Source organism: Psychroflexus planctonicus (assembly GCF_014640195.1).
GTDB classification, from domain to species: domain Bacteria; phylum Bacteroidota; class Bacteroidia; order Flavobacteriales; family Flavobacteriaceae; genus Psychroflexus; species Psychroflexus planctonicus.
This window is the reverse complement of sequence record NZ_BMGM01000010.1, coordinates 121,311-137,255: the sequence shown is the minus strand read 5'-3', so window position 1 is coordinate 137,255 and position 15,945 is coordinate 121,311. Positions and strand designations below refer to the sequence as shown.

Below are 15,945 nucleotides of genomic sequence, written 5' to 3'. Positions count from 1 at the left end.
ATGTAACTGATATAACTAATGTTACTATAAAGTATTAAAAACCAACAAATTAAGTACAAACACTATATAAATTTGCACTATGATTTAACCTAAAAAATTATAGTCTTATGAATATAGAAATTCAAATCCCTGAAAGCCTTACCAACGATATTAAGGCACTTAGAAGCGAACTAGCTGAATTAAAAACCAACTTGCAACCTAAAGCAAGCTCAACAAAGTATTTAACAAGGCACGAAGTGGCAAAGATGCTAAATATTACTATTGGCACTTTACACAATTATACTACTCGTGGAATACTCACAGCCTATCAAATTGGCGGCAGAGTTTTATACAAAGCCAACGATATAGAAAACGCTATTGTAGAACTGAAAAAATAAAGGCAATGGATAAATTAGCCCAATGCCTTAGTAATATTTTGAAAGATTTACAGGGCAAAGATAAGCATTTTCAAAAATTAGATTTTTGGAACGGAAACAAAATAGTAGTTAGTAAACTCAAAAAGTTTTTAGAAGTTAACGGATTTAGAACGCTAAAAATTAGCCAACTTTCAAAAGTTGTAAAAGTTACCTATAACGTAGTCGAAGTATTTACACCTCAAGATGTTTTTAATTATTGTTTGAAATATGTAGAAGCCGAAAACAGCGATTTTGAAAGCATTTTTTTAGAACATGGAGAAAAATATTTAATGACTAAAAAAGCTTTATTAGGTAGCTTAAAACCTATTGAATTAAAACCGTACAAAAATGATATTTCTACAAGTCGATATTTTTATAATAATTGCGTTGTTGAGGTTACAGCTAACGAAATTAAAACAATTCCTTACAAAGATTTTCAAAAACGTAAGCAGTATATTTTTAAGGAAACCATTATAAACAGACCTTATAAAATACTGGATGAAATAAATCCAGATGTAGACAATTTTAAAAAGTCTTCTACTAATTCAGATTATAAGGAATTTTTGAACCTTGCCACAAATTCAGATGAACACTTTAATAGCGTTTGCAGCTCAAAAGGCTATTTATTACACGATTTTAAAAATCCCGCTAATGCTAAAGCCGTAATTATAACAGATGTTTTATCCCAAGCGACAAACGAACCTAACGGCAGAAGCGGAAAGGGACTTATAATAAAGTCATTTAGCGAGTTTACAAACGTAGTTGAGTATAACGGCAAAAACCTTGATTTAAAACGGGATAAATTTGTTTATCAAAGTATTGACCACAGCACGAGATTATTTGTTATTCAGGACGTTGGTAAAAGCTTTGATTTTGAAGACTTGTTTAGTCAAATTACTGATAAAATGGATGTACAGCGTAAGCATACGCAAAAAATGATAATAGAATTTGCTGATAGTCCAAAAATAGCAATAACAACGAATTACACAATCCCACAGAATACAGATAGTTTCACAGACCGAAAACATTTAGTAATTCTAAACAATCATTTTAACGCAAACCGTAAGCCTGAAAAAGAATTAGGAAAGCTTTTATTTCTGCAATGGAATGAAAGCGAATATTTAGCATTTGACAATTTTATGATGCAATGCATTCAATTTTATTTAAAAAATGGTTTACTAAGTTATGAAGACCCTGAATTGAAAAGGCAAAACCTTATAAGTAATACTTCAAAATTATTTGTTGAACTGATTGAAAGTGATTATTTCAATAATGAGTATTACAGTCTTAAAGAGCTTGCTTCAAAGCTTGAAATTAACTCTAATGAAAACAGTGTTAAAAGTAAAATTGCGAAAAATTGGCTTAAAACATACGTCAGTTATATGAATATTAAAATTGACTTTCGAACTTCAGGAGGCTTTGAGCAATTCTGTTTTTCTTAAAAAACTAGACTAATGCAGCTATTATTTATCAAAATAAAGCTTTGCCCTACAACTTCACATAAGTTTAAAGAAGTCCCCTACAAGGCTAATGCGCCGTAAATACTAGGCTTAAGCTAAAAAAGTAGTCGAAGTAGGGCAATTTTAAAAATATACGCATAGAGAAAAAACACTATATAAAAAGTATTTCAGAAATATCCCTACTTGCACTACAAAACCAGAATATTAATATTAACAAGGGCAGCAATTTTAAAACTTTAATATGCCGCCAAAAATCAAATAAATATGAATTTATCAATTTTCAAAACAAAAAAGGAATTACAAATACAATCCGACCAACAAGGGCATGATGTTTTAGCTAAATCGGTTAACGCACCCATTGAATGTATAAAGGATGCTAGAGATGAATTTAAGCGCAATAAAATTGAGATTAAAACCTTAGAGGAATTAAGCAAAGGCAATTTTATTGAAATACTTAACCAATATGTAGATGCTGAATATAAAAAATCTACAACGGTTAAAGATTTAAAATTAAGTCCAGAAGATTTTAAGGAACGCAGAAAAATTGAAACTTCAAATATCGAGAGTTTGCAAAGCTCATATAATAATCTAATCAATAGAAATGAGCAGTTATATGATTTTAATGATGGTTTTTTTAAGCATTGCGAGAATGCATACCATAGCAAAGACCCATATAAGCAAAAGATATTCAAAAAAGCCCCCAAAAAGCGAGATTATCGTATTGGCGATATGTTTACAATTACTGGCAATAAAGTGAAGCTAGACATACCTAAAAAGCCGTTTGAGATGTACTTATTGAATAATGAGCAAAAGGAGTTAATCGTATCAATTAATAAATTTATCGAAGCTTCAAGGGAATTAGAATTTGAGCCGAAATTTATTTATGATGCAGTTAAGAAATACTTAGCAAGTGATAGTGATTATCAATTAAACAATGTTGTTTTCAATTACAACGAAATTCTAACCTATAAACTATAATTATGAATGAAGTAAAAATTTTACGTTGCTACAATCCAAAAGAATTGGAAACCGAAATAAATGCCTTACTGAAAAAAGGCTACAAGCTTCACGATAATTTCAAACTGGATAGCGAAGCAACGTTTTACGCATTGATGTTTAAGTAATTGGCACGTCATAACCTTACTTAGATTTTGATTAATTGAGAGAGACCCGCTTTAATAGGCGGGTTTTTTGTTTTTACAGCCAACGGAGCTAAGGCGAAGCAGCACCAGAACCACAGCAAATAAAATTTAATTCCAGTATCTTAATTCAGTTGTTATATTTTATAGCTTAACACTAGCAAACTAGGCAGCATATAGAGAAATTTCTACATAAAACCCTTATTTCTTTGAAAAACAAGTATATAAGTAACAATAAATATAACAGGTCTCAAATCAATGCAGAATGCCTATAAAATGCAGAGCGTAAAATATTGCTTCACATAGGGCAAACTTTCTTAAAACTTAGCTTTTTTTTATTACCACAGCATCACAGCCAACGCCTTAACAGCTTATAGCAAACGAATGAATAAGTTATAAGCAAAAACATTTGAGCGCATTAGAACACTTTATTTGAAGTCAAAGAAATAAGCTAAGATTATGTGAGATTAAAAGCTATTCAGGTAAACAGCTATTCAGATTAAAAGCTATTGAAGTAAGAAGCCATTGAAGTAAACAGCTATTGAATTTTATTAGCTTCACTCAATTGCAGCCTTAAAACTGATTAAGAGTTGAGCAACAAACATTTCTAGTACATATATAGTACAGTTTTTTGCACAAAAAAAGCTAAACAATTGAAAAACAACTATTTAGCTTTTAAAAAAGTGCGGGCGGAGAGACTCGAACTCTCACACCTCGCGGCACTAGATCCTAAGTCTAGCGTGTCTACCAATTCCACCACGCCCGCATTCTATTTCAAAACTTGTACTGAACTTTAATTTGTAATCATATCTCCAGCGTGCCTGCCTGTCGTTAGACAGGTCTACTTCCCGAAACTTCGGGACCACCACGTCCGCATTTTCAATATAAATATGCAAATAAAATTTGCGAGTGCAAATATAAATAAAGATTAGAATTAAACTGCATTTGCTTCAAGAAAAAAATCGATTATTTGTATATTTCAACCACAAAAGATTAAAATATGAAATCACCCAAAAATTACATTGAGCAACATAAACAACGTTTTATAGACGAATTGATTAGCTTGCTAAAAATACCTTCCGTTTCCGCCGATCCACATTACAAAAAAGAAGTTTTGCTGACCGCCGAAGAAGTGAAAAACCGACTTCAAGAAGCAGGCTGCGATACGGTAGAAGTTTGTGAAACTCCAGGTTATCCAATTGTCTATGGCGAAAAAATAATCGATAAGAACCTACCAACCGTTCTCGTTTACGGACATTACGATGTGCAACCGCCTGATCCTATCGATTTGTGGAATTCGCCACCATTTGAGCCAGTGATTCAAAAAACAGAATTACATCCCGAAGGCGCAATTTTTGCCCGTGGAGCTTGCGACGATAAAGGGCAAATGTACATGCACGTAAAAGCAATGGAATTCATGACTAAAAATGAAGCGCTGCCTTGTAATGTAAAGTTTATGATTGAAGGCGAAGAAGAAGTAGGCAGCGAAAGTTTAGAATGGTTTTTAAGTAGAAATCAAGAAAAACTCAGTAATGATGTTATCTTAATTTCCGATACAGGAATGATTAGTAAAGACGCACCTTCCATTACCACGGGTTTACGTGGATTGAGCTATGTTGAAGTAGAAGTTACAGGACCCAATCGCGATTTACATTCCGGTTTGTATGGTGGTGCTGTGGCTAATCCCATCAATATTCTCACGCAAATGATTGCTCAACTTACCAACGAAAACAACCATATCACCATCCCTGGATTTTATGATCAAGTGGAAGACTTGAGCCAAGATGAACGTGCAAAAATGGCCGAAGCGCCCTTTAATTTAGAAAATTACCAAAAGGCAATCGGAATCAAGAACGTTCACGGCGAAGCTACGTATACTACTAACGAGCGAAATTCAATCCGTCCAACTTTAGACGTGAACGGAATTTGGGGCGGTTATACTGGCGAAGGCGCAAAAACGGTTATTCCGAGTAAAGCTTATGCTAAAATTTCTATGCGTTTAGTACCCAACCAAGACTGGAAAGAAATAACACAACTCTTTAAAAATCATTTTGAAAGCCTAGCACCCGACAGCGTAAAAGTAGAAGTAAAACCGCATCACGGTGGGCAAGCTTATGTAACGCCAATCGATGGAATCGAGTACCAAGCAGCCGATAAGGCTTTTCAGGAAACCTTTGGTAAATCGGCCATTCCACAGCGAAGTGGCGGGAGCATTCCCATTGTTTCTATGTTCGAAAAAAACTTGGGCAGCAAAACCATTCTTATGGGATTTGGTCTAGATACCGACGCCATTCACAGTCCTAACGAACATTTTGGCATTTGGAATTACCTAAAAGGCATCGAAACTATACCGTATTTTTATCAACATTTTACAGATTTGTTTCAAAATAATAAGTAGTAATTGGGCGTTGCGCCAACTAAAGCTTGGCGCCGGGCTATACATTACAACGCGCTGCAGTACAAAGTCAAAAAATATAGGCTTAGCGAAGCTTCTAACGTAGCTTTACTAAGCCTTATTTTTTTAAAACTTTTTACTTTACGGGTTTTCATTGCTATCCCTAACGCAGATTTAAACTTAAATACGTAATTTTAGTTCATCAATAAGCAGTAGTGGTTTTTACTTTCTTTAAAATTGAAGTATGCAAAACTACATATATAAGTTACCTATTTTCAGGATTCTGCTATAAATTAGCTTTCAGTTTGTAAACACCAACTTTCAGAATAGAAATTCTGGATTGCAAATTTGAGCTATCCCAATTAGCTCAGACCTATATTACTCCATGACATATTATTCAATTAAATTTCAATTTTAAAATGCTTCTCAATTGCTTTTAATTATTTTTGTCACTATGAAAAATTACTTTTCTTCAGATTTTAAACTCGGAATCTTAGGTGGAGGTCAATTGGGTAAAATGCTTTTGTATGAAACCCGTAAATACGACATTGCTACTTCAGTAGTAGATCCCAATCCAGAAGCTCCAGCAAAGTTAGCTGCTAATCAATTTCAAATAGGCGATTTACAAGATTACGAAACAGTGCTTCAGTTTGGTCGTAAAGTAGATGTGCTTACTTTCGAAATTGAAAGTGTAAACCTAGAAGCGCTTCAACAATTAGAAAAAGAAGGTAAAAAGGTGTATCCTTCAGCTGAAACACTTTTGAAAATTCAAGATAAAGGCATTCAAAAGCAATTTTATGCAGAGCATCAGTTACCTACAGCCAACTTTAGACTATTCACTTCTAAAGCAGAACTCACTGAAGCCATTATTCGCAAGGAAGTAGATTTTCCATTTGTATGGAAAGCTTGTAAGGGCGGTTACGATGGCAAAGGTGTAAGTGTGATTAAAAAGCAAGAAGATTTAATTCCTTTACCTGAAACAGCTTGTATGCGTGAAGATTTAATTCCTTTTAAAAATGAATTAGCAGTAATTGTAGCGAGGAATGTTTCAGGTGAAATCAAAACCTATCCAGTGGTGGAAATGGAGTTTCATCCAACAGCCAATCAAGTAGAATACGTGTTGAGTCCAGCTCGAATTTCAGCAGAAGTAGAGCAAAAAGCCAGAAAAGTAGCTATGCGCGTTTCCGAGGCATTTCAGCATGTAGGATTATTGGCAGTTGAGCTTTTTCAAACGGAAAATGATGAAATTTTAATCAACGAAGTAGCACCAAGACCCCACAATTCTGGACATTTTAGTATTGAAGCCAGTTATACCAATCAATTTGAACAACACCTAAGAGCAATTTTAGATTTGCCATTAGGAGAAACCCAACAAAAATTGGCTGCGGTCATGGTTAATTTGGTGGGTGATGCAGATCATACTGGAAATGTACATTACCAAAATATTGAGGAAATCATGCAAATGCCTGGCGTTACTCCACACATTTATGGGAAACGTGAAACTCGACCTTTTCGAAAAATGGGACATGTGAGTATTGTACATCAAGATATAAATGAAGCGCGAAAAATTGCAGAACAAGTAAAAAAGAAGATAAAAGTAATTTCTAAAAAATAAGAAAATGGCACAAGTAGGAATAATTATGGGAAGTACAAGTGACTTGCCCGTTATGCAAGAAGCAATTGATTTTTTAGAAAGTTTATCTATTTCTGTAGAAGTTGACATTGTTTCGGCTCATCGAACTCCAGAAAAATTAATGGAATATGGAAACCATGCACACACACGAGGTTTACAAGTAATTATTGCAGGTGCCGGTGGAGCAGCCCATTTACCGGGAATGATTGCCGCGCTTTCTCCCTTACCTGTAATAGGTGTTCCTGTAAAATCCAGAAATTCTATTGATGGTTGGGATTCTATTTTATCGATTTTGCAAATGCCAGGTGGTGTTCCAGTAGCCACTGTTGCTTTAGACGGAGCTAAAAATGCAGGAATTCTAGCAGCGCAAATTTTAGGTTCAAGTAATGCTGAAATTCAACAGCAAATCATTGATTACAAGGATTCACTTAAACAAAAGGTTATCGAAGGAGCTAAAAGCATTCAAAAAAAGTAGTTTAGCTATTTTAGCGGAATCGAACTTTGCTACTTTGAGAAGTATAAAATGTAATATTAGAAGTACGATATTAGAAGTACTAGGAGTACAATATTAAAAGTACAAAGCAGCCTAGTATTTATAACAAAACGGTCAACGCTATTCAGGGAAGTTCAAATATCTAATATCTCACTTCTAATATCTAATATCTCAAATCTCATATTTCTAACTTCTAATATCTAATATCTAATATCTAATATCTCACATTACTTCTTTAGTATTTCATTTGGTATTATTTACCATTAACTTAGCTGTATTCCTATCTTTTTAAGGTTACCTTTAAAAAAATCAGAATCATGAAAAAGTATTTAGTTTTAGTAATTGTGTTATTTTCTTTTACGCAAATCTTTGCGCAAGAAACTCGGTTTGGAGTTAGAGGTGGTTTAAACCTGTCTAATTTTTTTGCAGACGAACCAGATGATACTAATTTAAGGCCTGGTTTTAATGTTGGTTTAACTACTAAAACAGCATTGATTGAAGATATGTTTTATCTACAAGCGGAATTGGGTTACACCACAAAAGGTTCAAAAGTTGAAGGTGACCTAGGCGAAGCAAGTTTAAATTTAGGTTATATCGATTTACCCTTAATGGCTTCCGTTAGTTTTGCTAATTTAATTAATTTAGAAGGTGGGATGTATGCTGCGTATTTAGTAAATACAAGTGTTTCGGGAGAAACTTCAAATGGCGTTAATTTTTCAGACGATATTAGCAGTGACAACTTCAAAAAGTTTGACTACGGTTTAGTTGGCGGTGCAAATATTGAACTGCAGCCATTAACCATTGGTGTTCGTTATCATTATGGTCTACAAAACATCATGGATGATGATGTAGCCAATTACCTTGGTGATGATGTAAGGAATTCCGTATTTCAGCTTTATGTAGCTTTGTCCTTTTGATTTACGGAAGTTGTCTTATTAACAAACATGGCTACAGCGGCATCACCTGTTACATTTACACTGGTTCTAAACATGTCTAGCGGTCGGTCTACTGCAAATATTAAAGCTAGTCCAGCTTCAGGAATTCCTGCTTGCCCAAGTACAATGACCAACATTACAATTCCAGCACCAGGGACGGCGGCAGATCCAATGGAAGCTAGTGTGGCCGTTCCTATAATTCCGATTTGAGCAGCAAAACTCAAGTCCATACCAAATGCTTGTGCAATGAAAACTGCTGCAACTGCTTGATATAAGCTAGTTCCATCCATATTAATCGTAGCGCCAATAGGCAACACAAAACTGCTTACTTTTGGGTCTACATGCAAATGGTCTTCTACACGTTCCATAGTTACGGGAAGTGTGGCAGCGCTAGAACTGGTTGAAAAGGCAAGAAGTTGAGCGGGTGAAATACCTTTAATAAATTCTGATGGACTTTTTTTGGTGGTAAACCACACCATTAATGTATAAAAAACAATCATAAGTAATAGTCCACCCACTACACAAATGGAATAATAGAAAAGCGCAACAAATAAATCGGTACTTGGTGCTTCTACAACCAATGCAGCTAGTAAGGCAAAAACACCATAAGGTGCAGTTAGCATGATGAGATCAATCATTTTTAAGATGACTTCATTAAAACCATCAAAAAAGTTTTTTACATGTATAGCTTGTTCTTCTGGAATTAAGATTAGTGCAATGCCAAAGAAAATAGCAAAAAAGATAACTTGTAACATATTTCCGTTATCTGTTGCAGCGCCAAAAATATTATCAGGAACTAAATCTTCAAGAGGTTGAAGCGGTCCCTGATCTTTTTGTGCTTGAGCCGCTTGCTTTTTGGTTTCCACATCGCCGCCATAACTTTCAATAAGTTCTTCTCGTGTTTCTTCGGTGATGGATTTTCCGGGTTGAAATACATTAACTACCGTAAGACCAATGCTTACAGCAATAACGGTTGTGACTAAATAGGTGAGAATGGTCTTAAAACCCATTTTAGAAAGACTAGAAATATCTTTTAAATCGGAAACTCCTTTGATTAAGGAAGCCAGAATTAACGGAACAGCAATCAGTTTTAGTGCATTGATAAATATATTTCCAAAGGGTTTGATCCAATCTGTTATAAATTTTGAACCCCATTCAAAATAACTTAGCGCTAAGGCAAATAAAACGCCTAGTACCATTCCTAATAATATTTGCCAATGTAAAGCTAACTTTTTCTGCATTCAAAAATGATTTTGATTTATATAAAAGAACTATTGATTTGGGTTGAAATTCTCTCTGGAACGATGCATCAGTAAATGGTCTAAAATTACCATAGCCGCCATAGCTTCAACTATAGGCACTGCTCTAGGCACAACACATGGGTCATGCCTGCCTTTTCCTTGCATTTCAACTTCTTCTTGATGTATGTTGATGGTTTTTTGTTTTTGCATGAGCGTAGCCACAGGTTTGAACGCAACCTTGAAAACAATATCCATTCCATTTGAAATTCCGCCTTGAACGCCACCGCTGTAATTGGTGGTTGTTTTTTCATCTGCTTCAATTAAATCGTTGTGTTGGCTACCTTTCATTTTAGTTCCTTCAAAACCGCTTCCAATTTCAAAACCTTTCACGGCGTTAATAGAAAGCATGGCTTTTCCTAAATCGGCATGCAATTTATCAAAAACAGGCTCACCTAAACCAACAGATACATTTTGTATTACGCAAGTAATAACTCCGCCAATGCTATCGCCTTCTTTCCTGATTTGTTTGATGTAAGTTTCCATTTCTTCAGCTAACTGAAGGTCTGGACAGCGAACCGCATTTTTTTCAATATTGCTGAAGTCTAATTCTTGATACGTCTTGTTCAAATTTAATGAACCAACTGCAGAAGTAAATGCATTCACTTTTATTTCTGGTAGAAGTTGCTTAGCAATGGCACCTGCTACAACCCGGGATGCGGTTTCTCTAGCGCTAGATCTTCCGCCACCGCGGTAATCTCGATTACCATATTTTTTTTGGTAAGTAAAATCAGCATGACTAGGACGATACACATCTTTGATGTGTCCGTAATCTTTCGATTTAGAATCCGCATTTAAAATTTCAAATGCGATGGGAGTTCCTGTGGTTTTCCCTTCGAATAAGCCAGATTTAAATTGAACTTCATCTGTTTCTTTACGTTGGGTAACAATTTTAGATTGTCCAGGTCTCCGGCGTTGCATTTCTTGCTGAATAGCTTCAATATCTATCAACATATTTGCTGGACAACCGTCTATAATACCACCTATTGAAACCCCATGCGATTCTCCAAAAGTGGTAAGTTTAAATATATTTCCGAAGCTATTTCCTGACATTACAACATTTTCAACAAATGTAAACGATTGTGCAGATTTACAAAAGTTTTATTACAACTTCACTCATGTATCTAATAAGATTTCACATTTATTTGATATAATACAAATAGCAAACAACTATTTTTGCAAGCTCACTTATTAACTACATGTCAAAATCTCAATCCAATAAAAGTAACAAGAAACCAAGGTGGAAGCTGTTACATCAATATTACACATATACTGGTTTTTACAGTTTCATTGGTAGAAGTATGATGAAGGCAGCTATTCCTATAGCAGCTTTTGTTGCTGTGGTTTTAGGAATTCATTTTTTTGTAATGGATATTAATGATATTCTGGTGTATGTAACTGAAAATTTTCATCCTTTAGGTGTACTCGCTGTTTTTTTTGCTTCAGAATCTATTTTAGGATTAATACCGCCCGAAATATTTATAGCTTGGGCAGGCAAATTTGAAGAATACCAATGGTATTTACTATCATTTTTAGGAGTGTTGTCTTATCTAGGTGGGATAATTTCTTATTTTGTTGGCCGTGGATTTGCTAGCATTCCTTCCGTTTTTGTGTATTTGGAAGTAAAAATGGCTAAGCATATCAAAAATATGCGAAAATGGGGTGGATTGTTGATTATTGCAGGCGCAGTACTTCCGTTGCCATTTGCTATTTCCAGTATGGCTGCAGGAATTATTAAGTTTCCTTTTGGTAGTTTTTTACTTTTTGGATTATTGCGTTTTCTTCGTTTTGCAATATATGGAGTTGCTATTTTTGGAGCACTGTAATAAAAAAGCCTTGCTGGAATACAGCAAGGCTTTAATTAATTTTTTGACTAGTTATTAGCCTGAGTTTAGTCTTTAAAATTCGTAAAGTGAAATTATTCTTTTCGCTTTTTCTTCACCAAATAAATCAGCTACATTACGTTTGAACTCTACATTGGCTTGTTCTACATACTTGTTGTAATCTATTTCAGTCTTAGATTGTTTTTGGTTGAATTTTACTTTAGCTATAGACTGTTCTCTAGCCGTAATTTGGCGAACTAGTAATAGTCTTTCGTCTTCATCTAAATTAATTTCTTCTGCTATACTGTAAGCTGTTTTTTTAGAATCTAAATAAACTTTTTCCATATCAAGTTTTTGAGCTACGCCCGAAAAACTTCCTAGTACAAATGCAAAAGCTAAAAGTGAAAGTGTAAATATTTTTTTCATGAATAATGTATTTTATGGGATAAATATAAGATTTATTATTCAATGCCAATAAAGTAAAGTTGAATTTTATAAAATGAAAGCGTCAAATAATTGATTTTCATAGCATTTACTCCTTTTATCCAACTGGTGCTTGGTATAAATAGATTATAAATGAAATAAAAGATGTTTCTTAAATCAACAGAATCATACTATATTGTAACATTTCATAGAAGTTAATCAATTGTAACCGAGTAATTAAAGAAAACGCTTGTGAAATTTACCCTAAAGTCGTTGTGCATTTTGAGTTACAATAGATAGCATAATGTCAGCCTGCCTATTTTGTTTGATAAGTGCAAGCTTCAGGAAATTTTGTAATTTTATTTAATGGCAAGTGACAATTAAAACAAAATTTTCATTTGTACTCTGCATAAGTTAAGTTCATTCCATTAAGGGAAGGCTAAGGGTAGTTGAAGGTCAACACACAAAAACATTCTTTGCCTTTCGGTATTATACTGTAGGAAAAAATTTCAATCAAACTTATTCATTTATGCTGAACAAAAAGTATGTACATAAAAAAAGCCGCATCGGAATGATGCGGCTTTAAATTCTAATATTAATATTAATTAGTTAAGTTCAAAAGTAACTCTTCTAACAATATTTCTTGCTTCTTTAGCATTAGCATCAACAGATTCATCAACTCCGCCACCTTGGTATTCTAGGCGACCTTCATCGATACCTGCATTAACTAAAATATCGTATACTTTTTTAGCTCTACGCTCAGATAAGGTGTTATTGTATTCTGTATTTCCTACTTGATCTGCATAACCAGTTAATTTAGCAGTAGCATCTGGGTTATTACGCATATAAGTTACCATATAATTTACTGCATCAAAAGAATAAATCTCAGGTTGTGTACTATCAAACTTGAAATATACATTTACATAACCTTCGTTTAATAAAGTTTTAGCCAGCTGGTTAGCATTATCACCCATCATGCCTGATTCTTCAGCTGTTTCTTGTGTTAAGAACGTTTTGTTTAATGCACTTTCCATGTCATCTGGAATGCCATTTTTATTCACGTCAATTGCTCTTCCTTTAGAATCTACGCGAATTCCAGTAGGCGTATTTGGCTCTGTATCTATATAATTTGGAACGCCATCACGGTCATCATCTTGTAAGTCACTTTCTAACTTAGCTAAGCGACCTTCAATTTCTTCTACTTCTTTTTCAAGTTGTTTTACTTTCGAGTTATCAACAAAATCAGCATGTTGCTCGTTGTCCCCTAGATAAACGGATAAACCTAAAGTAGTCGTAAACATTTTATGGTCAAAACCGCGTCTAGTACCATCACTTGCACCATCCCAAGTTAAATCGGCTGAATCAAAAGCCATTGCGGTTATGTTTAAGTTTAATGCAAAGCGATCAGTTATTTTAAATTGTGGTGTCAAACCACCAGTAATACCAATAAATTGGTCAGTTTCCGATACAAATTGAGTTTTGTTTCTGCCGTAGCTTACTCCTGCATGCCCAAGTAAGTTAAATCGGTTTGTCCAATCTCTAAAATTCATAATGCTTCCTAAATTTGCAACCCCTTGAACACCAAAACGCATAAATTCTGATTCAAAATCAAAGCTTCCAGAAGAAGGTTGAATATCTGCATATCCAAAATCTGCTCGTAAACCAAAACGATCGTTAAACATATATCTTGCGCCAACTTCTAAGGCAAGGTCTGACATCTGATTTTGATCAAAACCTAGACTGTAAGGCTCAGTTGCTTTGTTTACACCTGCTCCAAAATCTATAGACCATTTATTGAAATCTTCCTGAGCAAATACGGTTGTTGCCGTTAAAAATAAAAATACAGCTAGAAGTGTATTATTTTTCATGATTGTTAATTTTAAATTATTTGGCAAATATAATGTAGTTAAATCTATTGACAAACATTTTCAACTCATTATATGCAACATAAACATAAATTTAATTTTAAATATACATTTGATTATGTGATTCATACAATTTTATATGTAAATTTTATTCTTTAAAATTTTTCTTGTGTAACAGATAAATTTTACGATTTTTGCCTATAATTAGCCAATGTAAGTTTCATAAATGAATTCTTCTATTTTTCAATTCTTTCCTAAATATTTTAACCTGTTTAAAGTTAAAATGAATTCTATACAGGATTTCATTTAAGAAAGCTTTTACATTTGCATTACTTGTTGTGTTTAGTTAGTCTCATTTTGGGACTGGCTGTGGCGAAGCCGTTATTCAACTTAACTCATTTGATATAAACGCGAAACCGACGCTTCTTTAATTTAGTTTTTCTAAGTAAAACACAATTTTATAATAACAAAATACATACAATGAAAGTTACACTTATAGCAGGCGCAAGACCCAACTTCATGAAAATTGCTCCTATTATACATGCCATTAAAAAGGCGCAAGATGAAGGAAAATCAATTCACTATCGCTTAGTGCATACAGGTCAGCATTACGATGAAAAAATGAGTGAAACTTTTTTCAGACAATTGAATATTCCTCACCCTGATGTAAATTTAGCTTGCGGTGGTGGCTCTCAAGCAGAACAAACTGCCGCCATTTTATTGGCATTTGAAAAAGAAGTCTTAGCTCATCCAACCGATTTAGTCATGGTAGTTGGAGATGTTACTTCTACGATGGCTTGTAGCATTGTAGCCAAAAAATTAAATATAAAGGTAGCTCACGTTGAAGCAGGAATTCGCTCTTGGGATAGAAGCATGCCCGAAGAAATCAACCGCATGTTAACCGATAGCATTACTGATTATTTTTTTACAACTTCAACTTTAGCAGGAGAAAATTTATTAAAAGAAGGACATAAAAAAGAACAAATTCATTTTGTAGGTAACGTAATGATCGACACGCTTCGTGCTAATGAAAGTCGTTTCCAGCAACCTGAAGTCTGGAATGAATTGGATTTGAAACCGAAACATTATTTGGTCATGACCATGCACAGACCTGCCAATGTAGACGAAGAAGCCAAACTAAAAGAATTTATAGAAAGCATCGATCAGAATACCAATGGCATGCCTGTAATTTTTCCTATCCACCCTAGAACAAAAGGGATTTTAGAAAAAGCCGGTATCCAAATGAAAAACATTTATTTGGTAGAACCTTTGGGTTATTTGGAATTTAATTATTTGGTAAAACACGCCAAAGGAGTCTTAACCGATTCCGGAGGAATCACCGAAGAAACCACCGTGATGAATGTTCCGTGTATTACTTTACGTGACAATACCGAGCGACCCGAAACCATAGACATCGGAACCAATGAATTAATTGGAACTAATCCCAAAAAGATTAAACCCGCTTTAGAAAAATTACTTTCAGGCAACTGGAAACAAGGCCAAATCCCTGAAAAATGGGATGGCAAAGCGGCAGAGCGGATAGTAGATGTGCTTTTAGAACTTTAGTTAAGTGTAAATTGTCATTCTAACTAACTAACTAAAATGTCATTTCGACAATAGGAGAAATCTCCCAATAAGTGAAAGACGAATCAAATGTCATTTCAACGCTAGGAGAAATCTCATGACACTACATATGAGTCAATTTTAGACGAAATGAAAAGTGAAAAGTAATTGAATGTAAAACACCCTTTGCCTTGCGGCATTTCCCTCAAGGGAAAATTTTTGTTATTTCGACGCTAGGAGAAATCTCTTAGCAAACCCGGACTTCGGTACAATTTTATAAAAAGCGGCTTTCGGGCTGAGTAATTCAGTTTAACTGAGTTTTATCGAAGACGAGTGTCTCAAACAATAGTGAGAAATGTACCGAAGCCCCGACTCACATAACAAAAAACCCACAATAAATGAAACATAAAAATAAAAATTGCCTGTTTGTAAAACTACAACTTGCAACATATTTTGGTGAAGACCATATTGTGCGGATTGAAGATAATTATGATAGAGTTTAATCTTATTAATTAAGAAATAT

14 protein-coding genes and 1 tRNA gene are annotated in these 15,945 nt (G+C 34.3%); 10 read left to right on the top strand and 5 right to left on the bottom strand.

Features of this window, described 5'->3' with window-relative positions; translation table 11 throughout:
- Positions 1-107 precede the first annotated feature (107 nt).
- From IEV72_RS11435 to IEV72_RS11420, 4 genes are all read left to right on the top strand, one after another.
- Positions 108-377, top strand: a complete 270-nt coding sequence (locus tag IEV72_RS11435; RefSeq protein ID WP_188459251.1) for a helix-turn-helix domain-containing protein — start codon at positions 108-110, stop codon at positions 375-377.
- A 5-nt stretch (positions 378-382) separates the two neighbouring features.
- Positions 383-1,837, top strand: a complete 1,455-nt coding sequence (locus IEV72_RS11430; protein ID WP_188459250.1) for a hypothetical protein — start codon at positions 383-385, stop codon at positions 1,835-1,837.
- 282 nt (positions 1,838-2,119) lie between these two features.
- The gene (locus tag IEV72_RS11425) at positions 2,120-2,833 is read left to right on the top strand and encodes a hypothetical protein (RefSeq protein ID WP_188459249.1); all 714 of its coding nucleotides are present in this window, start codon (positions 2,120-2,122) and stop codon (positions 2,831-2,833) included.
- Positions 2,834-2,835: 2 nt separating this feature from the next.
- Positions 2,836-2,979, top strand: coding sequence for a hypothetical protein (locus tag IEV72_RS11420; RefSeq protein ID WP_188459248.1), 144 nt, complete (start codon positions 2,836-2,838; stop codon positions 2,977-2,979).
- A 699-nt stretch (positions 2,980-3,678) separates the two neighbouring features.
- On the opposite strand, the gene IEV72_RS11415 is transcribed toward IEV72_RS11420, so the two are convergent.
- A tRNA-Leu gene (locus IEV72_RS11415) sits at positions 3,679-3,760 on the bottom strand.
- 234 nt (positions 3,761-3,994) lie between these two features.
- On the opposite strand from IEV72_RS11415, the gene IEV72_RS11410 reads away from it, so the two are divergent.
- The 4 genes from IEV72_RS11410 to IEV72_RS11395 all read left to right on the top strand — a co-directional run bounded on the left by IEV72_RS11410 (position 3,995) and on the right by IEV72_RS11395 (position 8,432).
- On the top strand, positions 3,995-5,392 hold the full coding sequence (locus IEV72_RS11410; protein WP_188459247.1) for a dipeptidase: 1,398 nt from the start codon (positions 3,995-3,997) through the stop codon (positions 5,390-5,392).
- A gap of 451 nt (positions 5,393-5,843) precedes the next feature.
- Positions 5,844-7,004, top strand: coding sequence for a 5-(carboxyamino)imidazole ribonucleotide synthase (locus IEV72_RS11405; RefSeq protein WP_188459246.1), 1,161 nt, complete (start codon positions 5,844-5,846; stop codon positions 7,002-7,004).
- A 4-nt stretch (positions 7,005-7,008) separates the two neighbouring features.
- Positions 7,009-7,497 (top strand): 5-(carboxyamino)imidazole ribonucleotide mutase, encoded by a 489-nt coding sequence (gene purE, locus IEV72_RS11400; protein ID WP_188459245.1) that lies wholly within the window; start codon positions 7,009-7,011, stop codon positions 7,495-7,497.
- 335 nt (positions 7,498-7,832) lie between these two features.
- Positions 7,833-8,432: a porin family protein gene (locus IEV72_RS11395; RefSeq protein ID WP_188459244.1), complete on the top strand. Its 600-nt coding sequence runs from the start codon at positions 7,833-7,835 to the stop codon at positions 8,430-8,432.
- Here IEV72_RS11395 and IEV72_RS11390 read toward each other — a convergent pair.
- Both IEV72_RS11390 and aroC read right to left on the bottom strand, forming a co-directional pair.
- Positions 8,411-9,691 carry a dicarboxylate/amino acid:cation symporter gene (locus IEV72_RS11390; protein WP_188459243.1) on the bottom strand — a complete coding sequence of 427 codons (1,281 nt, stop codon included), beginning with the start codon at positions 9,689-9,691 and terminating at the stop codon, positions 8,411-8,413. The genes IEV72_RS11395 and IEV72_RS11390 overlap by 22 nt on opposite strands.
- Positions 9,692-9,721: 30 nt before the next feature.
- A complete protein-coding gene (gene aroC, locus IEV72_RS11385) occupies positions 9,722-10,801 on the bottom strand; it encodes a chorismate synthase (protein WP_188459242.1) in 1,080 nt (359 codons plus the stop codon).
- A gap of 146 nt (positions 10,802-10,947) precedes the next feature.
- Between aroC and IEV72_RS11380 the strand changes: the two genes are divergently transcribed.
- Positions 10,948-11,574, top strand: a complete 627-nt coding sequence (locus tag IEV72_RS11380; protein ID WP_188459241.1) for a YqaA family protein — start codon at positions 10,948-10,950, stop codon at positions 11,572-11,574.
- 72 nt (positions 11,575-11,646) lie between these two features.
- Here IEV72_RS11380 and IEV72_RS11375 read toward each other — a convergent pair whose 3' ends face one another.
- Positions 11,647-11,997, bottom strand: a complete 351-nt coding sequence (locus IEV72_RS11375) for a hypothetical protein (protein ID WP_188459240.1) — start codon at positions 11,995-11,997, stop codon at positions 11,647-11,649.
- 602 nt (positions 11,998-12,599) lie between these two features.
- Positions 12,600-13,862 (bottom strand): OmpA family protein, encoded by a 1,263-nt coding sequence (locus IEV72_RS11370; protein WP_188459239.1) that lies wholly within the window; start codon positions 13,860-13,862, stop codon positions 12,600-12,602.
- A gap of 477 nt (positions 13,863-14,339) precedes the next feature.
- On the opposite strand from IEV72_RS11370, the gene wecB reads away from it, so the two are divergent.
- Positions 14,340-15,425: a non-hydrolyzing UDP-N-acetylglucosamine 2-epimerase gene (gene wecB / locus IEV72_RS11365; RefSeq protein WP_188459238.1), complete on the top strand. Its 1,086-nt coding sequence runs from the start codon at positions 14,340-14,342 to the stop codon at positions 15,423-15,425.
- Positions 15,426-15,945: the final 520 nt, after the last annotated feature.

Bases quoted from the DNA above. Each gene is read 5' to 3' on its own strand.
- IEV72_RS11435 (WP_188459251.1), top strand. From the start codon at position 108: ATGAATATAGAAATTCAAATCCCTGAAAGCCTTACCAACGATATTAAG.
- IEV72_RS11430 (WP_188459250.1), top strand. From the start codon at position 383: ATGGATAAATTAGCCCAATGCCTTAGTAATATTTTGAAAGATTTACAG.
- IEV72_RS11425 (WP_188459249.1), top strand. From the start codon at position 2,120: ATGAATTTATCAATTTTCAAAACAAAAAAGGAATTACAAATACAATCC.
- IEV72_RS11420 (WP_188459248.1), top strand. From the start codon at position 2,836: ATGAATGAAGTAAAAATTTTACGTTGCTACAATCCAAAAGAATTGGAA.
- IEV72_RS11410 (WP_188459247.1), top strand. From the start codon at position 3,995: ATGAAATCACCCAAAAATTACATTGAGCAACATAAACAACGTTTTATA.
- IEV72_RS11405 (WP_188459246.1), top strand. From the start codon at position 5,844: ATGAAAAATTACTTTTCTTCAGATTTTAAACTCGGAATCTTAGGTGGA.
- purE (WP_188459245.1), top strand. From the start codon at position 7,009: ATGGCACAAGTAGGAATAATTATGGGAAGTACAAGTGACTTGCCCGTT.
- IEV72_RS11395 (WP_188459244.1), top strand. From the start codon at position 7,833: ATGAAAAAGTATTTAGTTTTAGTAATTGTGTTATTTTCTTTTACGCAA.
- IEV72_RS11390 (WP_188459243.1), bottom strand. From the start codon at position 9,691: ATGCAGAAAAAGTTAGCTTTACATTGGCAAATATTATTAGGAATGGTA.
- aroC (WP_188459242.1), bottom strand. From the start codon at position 10,801: ATGTCAGGAAATAGCTTCGGAAATATATTTAAACTTACCACTTTTGGA.
- IEV72_RS11380 (WP_188459241.1), top strand. From the start codon at position 10,948: ATGTCAAAATCTCAATCCAATAAAAGTAACAAGAAACCAAGGTGGAAG.
- IEV72_RS11375 (WP_188459240.1), bottom strand. From the start codon at position 11,997: ATGAAAAAAATATTTACACTTTCACTTTTAGCTTTTGCATTTGTACTA.
- IEV72_RS11370 (WP_188459239.1), bottom strand. From the start codon at position 13,862: ATGAAAAATAATACACTTCTAGCTGTATTTTTATTTTTAACGGCAACA.
- wecB (WP_188459238.1), top strand. From the start codon at position 14,340: ATGAAAGTTACACTTATAGCAGGCGCAAGACCCAACTTCATGAAAATT.